Source organism: Azospirillum sp. UFLA03-27, from assembly GCF_059803775.1.
Map to the genome: position 1 here is coordinate 1 of NZ_JAUQTX010000202.1, position 12,549 is coordinate 12,549.

13 protein-coding genes are annotated in these 12,549 nt (G+C 67.2%); 5 read left to right on the plus strand and 8 right to left on the minus strand.

Annotation, left to right across the window (positions count from 1 at the left end):
* Positions 1 to 35 precede the first annotated feature (35 nt).
* The 3 genes from Q4I23_RS24190 (at position 36) to Q4I23_RS24200 (ending at position 3,144) form a co-directional block, all read left to right on the plus strand.
* A complete protein-coding gene (locus Q4I23_RS24190; protein WP_498527904.1) occupies positions 36 to 1,001 on the plus strand; it encodes a hypothetical protein in 966 nt (321 codons plus the stop codon).
* 14 nt (positions 1,002 to 1,015) lie between these two features.
* Entirely contained in the window at positions 1,016 to 1,378 is a 363-nt protein-coding gene (locus Q4I23_RS24195) for a hypothetical protein (RefSeq protein ID WP_498527905.1), read from the plus strand.
* 224 nt (positions 1,379 to 1,602) lie between these two features.
* Positions 1,603 to 3,144: a diguanylate cyclase domain-containing protein gene (locus Q4I23_RS24200; RefSeq protein ID WP_498527906.1), complete on the plus strand. Its 1,542-nt coding sequence runs from the start codon at positions 1,603 to 1,605 to the stop codon at positions 3,142 to 3,144.
* Positions 3,145 to 3,171: 27 nt separating this feature from the next.
* Here the strand turns inward: Q4I23_RS24200 and Q4I23_RS24205 are convergent, their stop codons facing one another.
* Positions 3,172 to 3,609, minus strand: a complete 438-nt coding sequence (locus tag Q4I23_RS24205) for a flagellar FliJ family protein (protein ID WP_137141835.1) — start codon at positions 3,607 to 3,609, stop codon at positions 3,172 to 3,174.
* Positions 3,606 to 4,952 (minus strand): flagellar protein export ATPase FliI, encoded by a 1,347-nt coding sequence (gene fliI / locus Q4I23_RS24210; RefSeq protein WP_498527910.1) that lies wholly within the window; start codon positions 4,950 to 4,952, stop codon positions 3,606 to 3,608. The genes Q4I23_RS24205 and fliI overlap by 4 nt, the downstream gene beginning before the upstream one ends.
* Positions 4,953 to 5,229: 277 nt before the next feature.
* Between fliI and ctrA the strand changes: the two genes are divergently transcribed.
* Positions 5,230 to 5,961 carry a response regulator transcription factor CtrA gene (gene ctrA, locus Q4I23_RS24215; protein ID WP_014198317.1) on the plus strand — a complete coding sequence of 244 codons (732 nt, stop codon included), beginning with the start codon at positions 5,230 to 5,232 and terminating at the stop codon, positions 5,959 to 5,961.
* A gap of 70 nt (positions 5,962 to 6,031) precedes the next feature.
* Here the strand turns inward: ctrA and Q4I23_RS24220 are convergent, their stop codons facing one another.
* Positions 6,032 to 6,256: a DUF1127 domain-containing protein gene (locus tag Q4I23_RS24220; RefSeq protein ID WP_498527907.1), complete on the minus strand. Its 225-nt coding sequence runs from the start codon at positions 6,254 to 6,256 to the stop codon at positions 6,032 to 6,034.
* A gap of 134 nt (positions 6,257 to 6,390) precedes the next feature.
* Between Q4I23_RS24220 and Q4I23_RS24225 the strand changes: the two genes are divergently transcribed.
* Complete coding sequence (locus tag Q4I23_RS24225) at positions 6,391 to 7,296, plus strand: transcriptional regulator GcvA (protein WP_498527908.1); 906 nt, start codon at positions 6,391 to 6,393, stop codon at positions 7,294 to 7,296.
* 16 nt (positions 7,297 to 7,312) lie between these two features.
* Here Q4I23_RS24225 and Q4I23_RS24230 read toward each other — a convergent pair whose 3' ends face one another.
* From Q4I23_RS24230 to Q4I23_RS24250, 5 genes are all read right to left on the minus strand, one after another.
* Complete coding sequence (locus Q4I23_RS24230; protein ID WP_237905212.1) at positions 7,313 to 8,158, minus strand: CheR family methyltransferase; 846 nt, start codon at positions 8,156 to 8,158, stop codon at positions 7,313 to 7,315.
* Positions 8,155 to 9,255, minus strand: a complete 1,101-nt coding sequence (locus Q4I23_RS24235; RefSeq protein ID WP_237906467.1) for a protein-glutamate methylesterase/protein-glutamine glutaminase — start codon at positions 9,253 to 9,255, stop codon at positions 8,155 to 8,157. The genes Q4I23_RS24230 and Q4I23_RS24235 overlap by 4 nt, the downstream gene beginning before the upstream one ends.
* A gap of 138 nt (positions 9,256 to 9,393) precedes the next feature.
* Entirely contained in the window at positions 9,394 to 9,759 is a 366-nt protein-coding gene (locus tag Q4I23_RS24240; protein WP_035678531.1) for a response regulator, read from the minus strand.
* A 48-nt stretch (positions 9,760 to 9,807) separates the two neighbouring features.
* Positions 9,808 to 10,308 (minus strand): chemotaxis protein CheW, encoded by a 501-nt coding sequence (locus Q4I23_RS24245; protein WP_014198311.1) that lies wholly within the window; start codon positions 10,306 to 10,308, stop codon positions 9,808 to 9,810.
* Positions 10,305 to 12,549: hybrid sensor histidine kinase/response regulator (locus Q4I23_RS24250; RefSeq protein ID WP_498527909.1), on the minus strand; the 2,245-nt coding region annotated here is incomplete at its 5' end. The genes Q4I23_RS24250 and Q4I23_RS24245, both read right to left, overlap by 4 nt.

Genomic DNA, 12,549 nt, shown 5'->3' on the forward strand with positions numbered 1-12,549 from the left:
TCTACACTCGCGTATAATCGTCGGCAGCGTCAGATGTGTATAAGAGACAGGCCCCTGCCCCGCCCCGCGGCACTGCAACTCCGACCGCAGCGCCCACGATGCCCGGTGCGGACCCCGGCGCCTCGCTGGAAACGCCCGACGGTCCGGTGCTGAAGGGCACGGTGGCCGGCAGCACGCCGCAGGGCCAGCCGATCCTCGCCACGCCGCAGGGCATGCTGGCGCTGAACGTCCAGGCGAGCCTGCCGCAGGGCAGCGCCGTCACCGCCGTCCTAACTGACCCGGCCAAGGCGCTCCAGACCGCACCGCCCCCGCTCGCCACGGAACCGGGGCCGCTGAGCGAACGGGACTGGCCCGCCATGCGCCAGCTCCTGAGCGCGCTCGCCGGGGTGGACCGCTCCGCCGCTCAGGCGCTGATCGGCACGGTGATGCCGCAGCCAAACCGCAAGCTGGGCGCGGCGATGAGCTTCTTCCTGTCGGCGATCCGCGGCGGCGACGCCCGCGGCTGGCTGGGGGAGGACGCCGCCTCGGCCTTGGAGAAATCCGGCCAGGGAAGCCTGCTGTCCCAGCTGGAGCGCGAGTTCCGCAGCCTTCAGCAGCAGGCGGGCGATCCCCTGCCCGGCGATTGGCGTCCCTACACCCTGCCGATGATGGACGCCAACGGGCTGCTGCCGATCAAGCTGCACATCCATCCCATAAATCCGGAAGAGGACGGCAAGACGGGCCGCAAGGGCGGTGACAAAGGGAGCCGCTTTCTGCTCGATCTGAATCTCAGCCGTCTCGGTCCGATGCAGCTCGACGGGCTGGTGCAGCCCAACCGGTTCGACCTGATCCTGCGCAGCCACACCCCGCTGACCCCGGAGATCCGCCTGGACCTGATCCAGATTTTCGCGGACAGCATCCGCGCCGTGGGCTACATCGGCGGCCTGTCCTTCCAGTCCGGCGCCAAATGCTGGGTCAAGCTGACCCGCGTCGGGGCCGGGGGCAGCAGCTACACCGCCTGACGAACCTGGACGCCATGCACCGCCGAGAATGTCTGACCACCGCCGCCAACCCGGACGCCCGCCACGATTATCTGGTGGAGCTGCACGGGGAACCGGCGCCCGGCACCCGCCTGACCCTGCGCTACGTCCCCGACCGCGCGGTCGTGACGCCGGACGGCGTCGCCGCCTATCTCGGCGCCCTGTCCGACACCACAGCGGTCGTCGGGCCGGAAGCGCTGGCCGTCGCCGTGCTCGACGACCTGAACAACGAGCTGATCCCCCGCTGGGTGGAGGTCACGGTGAAGCGGACCCTGCCCATCCCCCAGCGTGTCGTCATCGAGGACCGCCAGCCCGGTTGGGACAACCCGCATCTTTTCGCCCGGATGCGGCGCGTCTGATCCTCCGATCCCCGCCTCGCCCTTCGTCCAGCATGGCTGCACCGCGCCACGTCACAGCTTTCGCCGCTTGATTTCCTCAACCCGCATGAGAATAAAGCGGGTCGGCTGGTGCGTGGATGAGTCCGTTGAAACGTACAGGAATATTAAGGCGCGTCCAAACCCTCTGGGCGCGCGTTGGGCTTCGCGCGCGCCTCGAGGCCTTCCTCCTGCTCGCCCTTCTTCCGATGGTGGGCCTGGTCGTCGTCCTTCTGCTTCAAGAGCGCAACCAGGACATCGAGCGGGCGCGCGATGCCACCCGCCTGCTGGCCGACCGCGGGGCGCAGCAGCAGGCGCAGATCGTTCAGCAGACCCGCAGCGTCCTCCAGCTCCTTACCCTAGTCCCCGACATCCGGGAGGCGAGCCCTGAGCGTTGCGCGACGATGCTGAAACAGGCGACTGACCTTTATCCTTGGAGCACCGGCTTCGGGGTGTTCAACCCCGATGGCAATCTGTTGTGCAGCAGCAACAGGAGCCGGCCCATGAACGTGGGCGACCGTGACTATTTCCGCGAGGCGCTGGCGACGCGCGGCTTCACGGTCAGCAACTTCCTGATCGGCCAGAACAGCAAGCAACCCCGCGTGGTCGCGGCCCTGCCGATTCTCGGTGGCGATGGTTCGGTCATCCGCGTCCTGCTGGCCGGGGTGGACTTGAACTGGCTTGCGGAACTGTCCGTCGAAATCGCTCATGAGTCCGGTGGAACCGTATCGCTGTTCGATTCCGAAGGGACGATCCTCGCGCGCGTGCCGGACCCGCAGGGGATTGTCGGGCGATCGATGACCGATCACCCGATGGTTCGAAAAATCATGGAGGAGGAGGCCGGGATCATCGAGGACGACGGTCTGGACGGCATTCCCCGGATCAGCGGTTTCTCGACCCTGGAGGAAACCGGTGCCAAGATCGTCGTCGCCGTCGCGCGCGACGACATCCTGGCCGCGGCCGACCGGAACCTGTTGCTGGGAACCGGCGTCATGGCCGGCGTGGTGCTCCTCATCGTCGTCGGGGTCTGGGTTCTGATGGAGGTGATGGTCCTGCGCCGCCTGCGGGATCTCAAGGCGTCGGCGGCGTTCCTGTCGTCGGACCTCTTCGATCCCCACGCCCCCTGCACGCCCGCGCCGGTCCACCCGTCCGAATTCAGCCAAGTCGCCCAGGCGATGCGGACGATGGGACGGACGCTGAGCGCCATCGCCTTCGAGGATCGCCTGACCGGGCTCGCCAACCGGCGCTTCTTCGAGGCTCATGTGGAGCGCCTTCGGGACCAGCCGGCGCAGGATCAGACCGCGATCGCCATCCTCTACATCGATCTCGACGGGTTCAAGCTGATCAACGACCAACACGGCCACCACACCGGCGATCTGGTGTTGAAGGAGATCGGCGACCGGCTGGCCCGTTGCGTGCGCCAGGGGGATTTCGCCGCGCGCCTCGGCGGTGACGAATTCGCCGTACTGCTCTCCCTGGCGGACGGCCATCAGGCGCACTATGCCATGGACGTGGCCCGACGGATCATCGGCAGCGTCTCCGCTCCGATCACCGCCGACGGGTTCGACGTCCGGATCGGGTGCAGCATCGGTGTGGCGCTCTGGCCGGCGGATGCCGTGGACCTGTCCGTGGCGCTCCAGAACGCCGACCGGGCGCTGTACGCCGCCAAACGCGCCGGCCGCGCGCGCGTGGTGTCCTATTCGGATCTTCCCACTTCGGATCTTCCCACCGGCAACGCCATGGCGACCTGAAGCGGTGGACGGGAACAGGCCGGCCCGTCAGGATTCGACGCTGCTTTCCTCCTGCTGGCGGCGGCGGAAGCCGACCAGAGCGGTCTCATCCAGCATGTTGGCTTCCTTGCGCTTGAGCTTTTCCTTCTCGCGCTTCAGCCGCTCCTCCTCGGCCAGCTCGTAGCGCTTCAGCTCCTGGAAGGCTTCGGCCATCTCGTCGGTGGCGACGGCGATCTGGGCCTCCACCTGCCCCATGGACTGGGTCAGCCGCTTGCCGCGCTCCATCGCCGCCTGGATGTAGTTGCTGTAGGTGAAGGCGTATTCGACGTTGCCGCGGGCGGTGTCGCGCTCCGCCGCGATCTCCTCCTTCAGCCGCTCGATTTCGGCCTGGAGCCGGTCGGCGAGGTTCTGCAACTCCGCCAGCGCCCGGCGCTTCTCGTCGAGCTTCCACTTCTGGAGGCGGATGATGGTCTTCAGACTGCTCATTCTTGCGGCGGCCACTGTTCAATGCCGAAGATGGCGGCAAGCTGGGCGTAGCTGTTGTCGAGGTCGGTCGCCTCGCGCTTGCCCTGCTTGAGGAACGCCTCCAAGGCCGGCTGGAAATGGATGGCCTCGTCCACCTGCGGGTCGGTGCCCTTGCGGTAGGCGCCCAGGCGGATCATCTCCGCCATGTTGTCGTAGGATGACATCAGCCGCCGCGCGTGGTTCACCAGCTCGTTCTCCATGGGAGAGTTGCAGCCGGGCATGGTGCGCGACACGCTGCGCAGGATGTTGATGGCCGGATAGCGCCCGCGCTCGCCGATCTGGCGCTCCAGGACGATGTGACCATCCAAGATGCCGCGCACGGCGTCGGCGATGGGCTCGTTGTGGTCGTCGCCTTCCACCAGCACGGTGAACAGCCCGGTGATGGAGCCAGACCCGCTGAGGCCCGGCCCGGCGCGTTCCAGCAGGCGCGGCAGCTCGGCGAAGACGGTCGGGGGGTAGCCCTTGGTCGTCGGCGGCTCGCCGGCCGACAGGCCGATCTCGCGCTGGGCCATGGCGAAGCGGGTCACGCTGTCCATCATGCACAGCACGTTGCAGCCGGCGTCGCGGAAGGCTTCCGCCACGGCCAGAGTCATGTAGGCGGCCTGACGGCGCATCAGCGGCGCCTCGTCGGACGTGGCGCAGACCACGACGCTGCGCGCCAGCCCCTCCTCCCCCAGATCCTCGGTGATGAATTCCTGAAGCTCGCGCCCGCGTTCGCCGATCAGCCCGATCACCGCGACCTCCGCGCCGGAGAAGCGGGCGAGCATCGACATCACCGATGACTTGCCGACGCCGGAGCCGGCGAAGATGCCCATGCGCTGGCCGCGGCAGCAGGTGAGGAAGGCGTTGATGGCGCGGATGCCCAGGTCCAGCTTCTCGCCCACCCGGGCGCGGGAATGGGCGGGCGGCGGGTTGTTGCGGATGGGAACGCCGTGCGTTCCCTTGGACAATGGCCCCTTGCCGTCCACCGGCTCGCCCAGAGCGTTGATGACGCGGCCGAGCCACGCCTCCGTCGGGAAGACCATGGGCTGGCTGTCCGACACCAGCGCGCGGCAGCCCAGACCGACCCCGTCGATGGAGCCGAAGGGCATCAGCAGCGCGCGGCCTTGGCGGAAGCCCACAACCTCGCAGGGAACCTGCCGGCCATCACGGGATTCCACGATGCAGCGGCCGCCCACCGACAGCTCCTTCTCGATCCCCCCGACCTCGACCAGCAGGCCGAGCACGGCGGTGACCCGCCCGAACCGGCTGTAGCCGGAGACGGACTCGATCTCCTGAAGGATGCGGGCGACGTCGGCGGGCACGGTCTTGCGGATCAGCGGACGGAATTGGGACGGGTGAGCCGGGTGCGGACGGCGCAATTTGCGGTGGGCTCGAAGTCCGCCGCCATGCCGCCCGCGTCATGCTCGTCCAAAAACATTAACGTTAAATGAAGTGCTATGCCTCTGGCGTTAAGCTGAATCGTCTGTTAACTTGTGTAAACGGACGCGCCGATCTGTTAAGGGAATTGGTTAAGGAACTGCGGGACAGCAACGCCGCATCGGAAGCCAGAAACGCGCCATCTAACATCGGGATATCGCCATGAGGGTTCTGCTGGTCGAAGACGACTCCTCCACGGCCAAGAGCATCGAACTGATGCTTCAGTCGGAAGGCTACATCGTCGACTCTACCGACCTCGGTGAGGATGGGCTCGAAATCGGCAAGCTGTACGATTACGACATCATCATCCTCGATCTGATGCTGCCGGACATCGATGGCTACGAGGTGCTGCGCCGCCTGCGCGCCGCCCGTGTGACCACGCCGATCCTCATTCTTTCCGGCCTGTCGGAACTGGACCACAAGATCAAGGGTCTGGGCTTCGGCGCCGACGACTACCTGACCAAGCCCTTCGACAAGCGCGAGCTGATCGCCCGCATCCAGGCCATCGTCCGCCGCTCCAAGGGCCATTCCGACAGCATCATCCGCACCGGCCGCCTGACCGTGAACCTGGACACCCGCACGGTGGAAGTCGACAACCAGCCGCTCCACCTGACCGGCAAGGAATACGGCATCCTGGAGCTGCTGTCCCTGCGCAAGGGCACGACCCTGACCAAGGAGATGTTCCTGAACCATCTCTATGGCGGCATGGACGAGCCGGAGCTGAAGATCATTGACGTCTTCGTCTGCAAGCTGCGCAAGAAGCTGGCCGCGGCGACCCAGGGCGACAACTACATCGAGACGGTGTGGGGCCGCGGCTATGTGCTGCGCGACCCGCACGAGGACGCGTCCCCGATCCCGCGCGTCCCGCACCAACAGGCCCAGGCGGCCGGCTGACCGCCGACCGCCCTTTCCTCTCGACATTCATCGCGGCAAGCGGCGGGCTCGGGTCCGCCGACGCCTGCGGTCACTCCTGCCAGAACGCCTTGTCGGTTTCGCGGCGGGCGTCCTTGCGGCTCAACCCGACATCGCGCAGCAGATGGTCGTCCAGCGCCGCCAGGGAGCGGCGCTGCCGGTGGCGCTCGATCATCCCCAGCACCTCGCCGAAGGCCCGCTCGGCAAAGCGCCCCGCGCCGCCAAAAGACACCATGCCCCGGTCTGTGGAAACGGCGCCCAGCGCTCTCCTGCTCATGATCCGACACTCCGCTTGATGAATTCCGTTCCCTAGGAATGCACCCGGAATCGGGTTGTCCGCAAAGGATGCTTTCTCTAACCTGCATGAGAGAATTTCATGCGGCCGGGCAACAATCCGGCGGATGCGGACCCATGCAGATCCCTCCCCTCAACGGCCTGCGCGCCTTCGAAGCGGCGGCCCGCCATCTCAGCTTCACCCGCGCGGCGGAGGAGCTGAACGTTACCCAGAGCGCGATCAGCCACCAGATCCGCACGCTGGAGGATCGGCTGGGCATCCGGCTGTTCCGCCGGCTGAATCAGGCGCTGGTCCTGACCGACGCCGGCCAGCTCCTGCTGCCCAGCGTGCGCGACGCCTTCGCGCGGCTGGCCACCGGCCTGGAGCGGGTGATGGAGCATGAGCGCTCCGGCGTGCTGACGATGAGCGTTTCGCCCTCCTTCGCCAGCCGCTGGCTGATGAGCCGCATCGGCCGCTTCCGCGCCCGCCACCCGGAAATCCACCTGCGCATCAGCGTCAGCCAGCACGAGATCGATTTCGAGCGCGAAGCCGACATCGACATCGGGCTTCGCCATGGCCTGGGGGTGTGGGAGGGCTTGCGGGCCGACCGCTTCCTCGACGACGCGGTGTTCCCGGTGTGCAGCCCGGCCCTGCTGCAGGGGCCGACGCCGCTGCACCAGCCGGCCGACCTGCGCCATCATGTCCTGGTCGAGGAGACCGGCCACAGCTATTGGGCGACGTGGCTGGCCATGGCCGGGCTCGGCGACCTGAAGCCAAGCTCCGAGATGGTCTTCGACGAGATCGGCATCGCCATCGAGGCCGCGGAAAACGGCCAGGGCATCGCGATGGCCCGCGGCACCCTGGTGTTGGAGGAACTGGCGAGCGGGCGGCTGACCCGGCTGTTCGACCTCGCTTTGCCGGGAGACTTCGGTTACTACCTCGTCTGCCCGGAGGTGACCGCCGACCGGCCCAAGATCGCCGCCTTCCGCCGTTGGATCATGGAGGAAGGCGCCGCCGACCGGCTCACCATCACGCCGCCTTAAGCCATACCGTCTTGAGTCAGACGGCCGCCTTGAGCCCGCTCGGCACCTGGAAGCCACCCAGGCTGTAGAGGCCGCGCTGGCCTTCCACCGGCTTGAAGCGGTCGGTGATGCCCAGAACGGTTTCCGCGCCGCCCAGATACAGCACGCCGTCCTGCGGCATCTGGCGGGCGATGGCCTCCAGCACCTTGGTCTTGGTCGGCTGGTCGAAATAGATCAGCACATTGCGGCAGAACACGATGTCGAACTGCCCCAACCCGGACAGGTCGCCCAAAAGGTTGAACTCGCGGAAGGAGGCCATCTGGCGGAGCTGCTGGCTGATCTGCCACTTGTCGCCCTGCTGCTTGAAATGCTTCACCAGCATTTGAATCGGCAGGCCGCGCTGCACCTCGAACTGGGTGTAGATGCCTGATTTGGAGCGTTCCACCATCTCCGCGGAGATGTCGGTGCCGACGATCTCGATTCGCCAGCCGGCCAGCTTCGCCGCATCCTCGCTCAACAGCATGGCCAGCGAGTAGGCCTCCTGCCCGGACGAGCAGGCCGCCGACCAGATGCGGATCGACCGCTTCGCGGACCGCGCCGCCATCAGCTTGGGCAGGACGATCTGTTTGAACTGGTCGAAGGGCTTCTGATCGCGGAAGAAGGACGACTCGTTGGTCGTCATCGCCTCCGTGATATCGCGCAGCAGCGCTTCGTCCTTGCGCGTCCGCACGGTGGAGGCCAGCTCCTCCAGCCCCTTCATGTTCCACTTGCGCGCCACCGGCATCAGCCGGGATTCGAGCAGGTAGGCCTTGTCCCGGGTCAGGACCAGACCGGAACGCTGCTTGAGCAGCGTGGAGAACATGTCGAAATCTTCGACTCTCATGCTGCCCTCGATGCGAACTTGCGGATGTAGGGACCGATTTCCTTGAGCGGCAGCACCGCCGAGCAGATGCCCGCCTGGGCGACGGCGCCCGGCATGCCCCACACGACGCTGGACGCCTCGTCCTGCGCGATCAGGGTGCCGCCGGCGTTCACCACATCGGTGCAGCCCTTCAGCCCATCCTGCCCCATGCCGGTCAGGATGCAGGCGAGAACCTTGCGCCCGCCGAAGGCGCGGAGAATGGACCGCATCATCGGGTCCACCGCCGGACGGCAGAAGTTCTCGGGTGGGTCCTTGGTCAGCGAAATCACGTTGGCACCCGCACGCTGGGTGACCAGCATGTGGAAGTCGCCCGGCGCGATGTAGCAGCGCCCCGACACGACCGGCTCGCCGTCCTTCGCCTCCTGGGCGTTCAACCCGCACTGGCGGGTGATGTGTTCGGCCAGGATTGTGGTGAAGGTCGCCGGCATGTGCTGGGTGATCAGGATCGGCTGGGTGACGCCGGTCTTCAGATGGGCCAGCACCTCGAACAGCGCCTGCGGGCCGCCCGTGGAACTGCCGATGGCGATCACGTCCGGCTTGACCTGGCCGACGGAGCCGACGGCCGGGGCCGGGCGCAGCGTGACGGGCGGCGGCTCGCGCTTCAGGAAGGCGGCGGGCACCGGGGTCAGCGGGCGCAGCTCGCCGCGGGTGCGGGAGCCGGCACGGCGCGCGGCGGCGCCCAGCGCCTTGACCTTCGACACCAGCTCGCGCTTGAAGGCGTCCGCGCCGCCGATCTCGCGGGTGGAGGTCGGCTTGGGGATGTAGTCGGCGGCCCCCGCGGACAGGCAGCGCATGGAGATGTCGGCCCCGCGCAGCGTCAGCGTCGAGGCCATGATGATCTTCACCTGCGGCGCCACGGCCAGCAGCTTCGGGATGGCGGTCAGCCCGTCCATCACCGGCATCTCGATGTCGAGGACAATGACGTCGAGCGAGTTGCGCTGCAGGGCGTTGACCGCCATCTGACCGTCGCCGACCGACGCGACCACGCGGATTTCGGAATCGCCTTCCAGCGCGCGGGTCAGAAGGCCACGAATGACGGCGGAATCGTCGACCACCATCACCCGGACGGGATCGCCGCCGCCCGCGCCGGTGGGATGCCCCGGCGGTGCGGGGGGAGGAGGTCTGCCGAAACGATCGGACATAACGCAATCAGCCTTTCAGGGTCGGAACGGTGCGCGGTGCGGTGGTCCCGCCCGTCACAGCAGCCCGACCTGCTCGAACTTGGTCTGGATGATGTCGCTGTCGAACGGCTTCATGATGTACTCGTTCGCCCCGGCGGACAGCGCCTCCTGGATGTGGGCGAGGTCGTTCTCCGTCGTGCAGAACACGACCTTGGGAATGTCCCCGCCGCTCATCTTGCGCAGGCGGCGCAGGAACTCGATGCCGGTCATCACCGGCATGTTCCAGTCCAGCAGGATGGCGTCCGGCATCTTCTGCGCGCAGGCTTCCATGGCCTGCCTGCCGTCCTCCGCCTCGGTGCAGGCGAAGTGCAGCTCTTCCAGGATCTTCCGCGCGACCTTGCGGACCACGCGGCTGTCGTCGACGACCAGACAAACTTTCATGGTGAACGGGCCTCAGGCTTCGCTTTGCACACCGACCGGGGTTTCGCCTCAGGCCGCTTCCATCGTGGTGAAGTTCAGCAAACGCGGCACGTCCAGGACCACCATGAGCTGACCGTTCAGGCGATAGATGCCCGTGGACACCTCGCGCCAGCGCGGGTCGAGGGTGGCCGGGTTGCGCTCGAAGTCGTCGTTGGAGAGGCTCAGCACCTCCCCCACCGAATCGACCATCAGGCTGTACAGTTCGCCGCGCAGGTCCACCACGATGGACATGCCCGGCTTGTCCTTCGGACGCGAGGTCAGGCCGAGCCGCAGGCGCACGTCGATGGCGGTGACGATGCGCCCGCGCAGGTTCAGCGAGCCGGCGACCTCCGGCGGGGCCAGCGGGATGCGGGTGATCCGCTGGTGCCCCAGCACGTCCTGGACCTGCAGAACCGGGATGCCGAACAGCTGGTCGGCGATCGTCATGGTCACATAGTCCTGGCTGCCACCGGAGGTGATCTCGTCGCCCTTGGACTTCTTGGTGGTGGCGGGCAGCTTGGCGTTGCTCATGCGGCACCTTTCTGCTCGGACAGGGTCTGCTGCAGCGCGTACAGCAGAGCGTCACGGTCGAACTTGGCGACATAGTCGGTGAACCCGGCCTGACGGCCGCGGTCGAGGTCGCGCGGGGAGGCGTGGCTGGACAGGGCGACCATCGGCGTGCCGCTCCAGCGGGTGCCGCCCTGGCGGACGGCCTCGGCGAAGTCGAAGCCGCTCATCCCCGGCATCTCGATGTCGGAGACGATGACGTCGAAGTCCTCGCCCGCCTCGCACAGCGCCAGCGCCTCGTTGGCGTTCTCCACGGCGGTGACGTCGTAGCCGGCGACCGACAGCAGCGGGGTCAGCAGGTTGCGGAAGAAGGGGCTGTCGTCGACCAGCAGAACGCGCTGCAGCGCCCTCTCCTCCTCATACGCATCGGTCGAGGACGAGCCGAACCAATCCTTGTAGGCCTGGGTCAGGAAGAAGCCCGCGTCGAGCACGTCCGTCGCCTTGCCGGCGATGATCGCCGAGCCCATCAGGCCCGGACGGTCGGCGGTGAGCTGCACCACCAGACGCTCCTCGACGATGTCGACGATCTCGTCGACGATCAGGCCCATCGAGCGGTCGCCGTCGGCGAAGACCAGAACCGGCTGGCGGCCTTCCTGGCCGATCATGAAGCCCGGATCGATCGGCACCAGCGGCATCAGCTTGCCGCGGTACTGGACCACCGGCATGCCGTTGGACGATTCGACGCTGGCGAGGTCGACATCCTCCAGGCGGGCGACCAGCGACAGCGGCACCGCCTTCGGTGCGCCGGCCCCGGCACGGAACAGCAGGAGGGCCATCTTGTCCTCCTGGCGGGCCGCCTGGACGGAAGTCGCCTCCTTCGACGCGGTCTCGCCCATGGCCATCTCGCCGGTGGCCGACGCGATGCCGTTGGGGTCGAGGATCATGATGACCGAGCCGTCGCCGAGGATGGTGTTGCCCGAGAACATCTCGATGTGGCGCAGGATCGGCGCCACCGGCTTCACCACGATTTCCTCGGTGTCGAACACCCGGTCGACCATGATGCCGAAGGTGTAGGTGCCGACCTGCGTGACCACGATGAAGGTCTCGTCGGTCTTCTTCTCGCCACCCTCCTGGTCGTCCAGCCGCAGCAGCTCCTGCAGCGAAACCAGCGGCAACAGGCGGTTGCGCAGGCGCAGGACCGGCGTGCCCTTCAACCGCTCGATGGTGTGCTCGCTGTCGGCGGCGGCGCGAACCAGTTCGACCACGCTGATCTGCGGGATGGCGAAGCGCTCGCCGGCGCACTCCACGATCAGGGCGGAAACGATGGCCAGCGTCAGCGGGATCTTGATGACGAAGGTCGAGCCCTTGCCCTGCTGGGACTTGATCTCGATCGTGCCGCCGATCTTCTCGATGTTGGTCTTGACCACGTCCATGCCGACGCCGCGGCCCGACACGTTGGTGACCTTCGCCGCGGTCGAGAAGCCGGGCTTCATGATGAACTGGATGATCTGCTGGTCGGACATCGCCGCCAGCTCGCCTTCCGAGGCCATCCCGTTCTGGATCGCCTTCTGCTTGATGCGGTCGATCGCCAGGCCCTTACCGTCGTCCTGGATCTCGATGATGATGTGGCCGCCCTCGTGATAGGCGTTCAGCGTGATGCGGCCGGTCTCCGACTTGCCCGAACGCAGACGGTCGGCGGGCACCTCCAGGCCGTGGTCGGCGGAGTTGCGCACCATGTGCGTCAGCGGGTCCTTGATCAGCTCCAGCACTTGGCGGTCCAGCTCGGTGTCGGCGCCGAGCATCTGGAGGTCGATCTTCTTGCCCAGTTCGTGCGACAGGTCGCGCACCAGACGCGGCAGCTTGGCCCAGGCGTTGCCGATGGGCTGCATGCGCGTCTTCATGACGCCTTCCTGCAGCTCGGACGTCACGTGGTTGAGGCGCTGCAGCGGGGCGGCGAACTCGCTCTCCTTCTGCGACCGCAGGATCTGGAGGAGCTGGTTGCGGGTCAGCACCAGCTCCGACACCATGGTCATCAGGTTTTCGAGCAGGTCCACGTTGACGCGGATGGTCTGCGCGGCGACCGCCGATTCCTTGGTCGCGGCCTCGCCGCCCGCACCGGCGCCGGACGCGGCCTCCGCGGCGGGAGCGGGCATCTTGGCGGCGGCGGGGACCGGATCGGGGTCCGGCACCACCAGATCGTGCGAGGGGGCGGGCTCTTCCGCCGGCTCCGCGGCGACCGGGGCCAGCACCGCGCTGGCCCCGGTC

Coding starts and splice junctions, on each gene's coding strand:
- Q4I23_RS24195 (WP_498527905.1), top strand. CDS start 1,016: ATGCACCGCCGAGAATGTCTGACCACCGCCGCCAACCCGGACGCCCGC.
- Q4I23_RS24200 (WP_498527906.1), top strand. CDS start 1,603: ATGGTGGGCCTGGTCGTCGTCCTTCTGCTTCAAGAGCGCAACCAGGAC.
- Q4I23_RS24205 (WP_137141835.1), bottom strand. CDS start 3,609: ATGAGCAGTCTGAAGACCATCATCCGCCTCCAGAAGTGGAAGCTCGAC.
- ctrA (WP_014198317.1), top strand. CDS start 5,230: ATGAGGGTTCTGCTGGTCGAAGACGACTCCTCCACGGCCAAGAGCATC.
- Q4I23_RS24220 (WP_498527907.1), bottom strand. CDS start 6,256: ATGAGCAGGAGAGCGCTGGGCGCCGTTTCCACAGACCGGGGCATGGTG.
- Q4I23_RS24225 (WP_498527908.1), top strand. CDS start 6,391: ATGCAGATCCCTCCCCTCAACGGCCTGCGCGCCTTCGAAGCGGCGGCC.
- Q4I23_RS24230 (WP_237905212.1), bottom strand. CDS start 8,158: ATGAGAGTCGAAGATTTCGACATGTTCTCCACGCTGCTCAAGCAGCGT.
- Q4I23_RS24235 (WP_237906467.1), bottom strand. CDS start 9,255: ATGGTGGTCGACGATTCCGCCGTCATTCGTGGCCTTCTGACCCGCGCG.
- Q4I23_RS24240 (WP_035678531.1), bottom strand. CDS start 9,759: ATGAAAGTTTGTCTGGTCGTCGACGACAGCCGCGTGGTCCGCAAGGTC.
- Q4I23_RS24245 (WP_014198311.1), bottom strand. CDS start 10,308: ATGAGCAACGCCAAGCTGCCCGCCACCACCAAGAAGTCCAAGGGCGAC.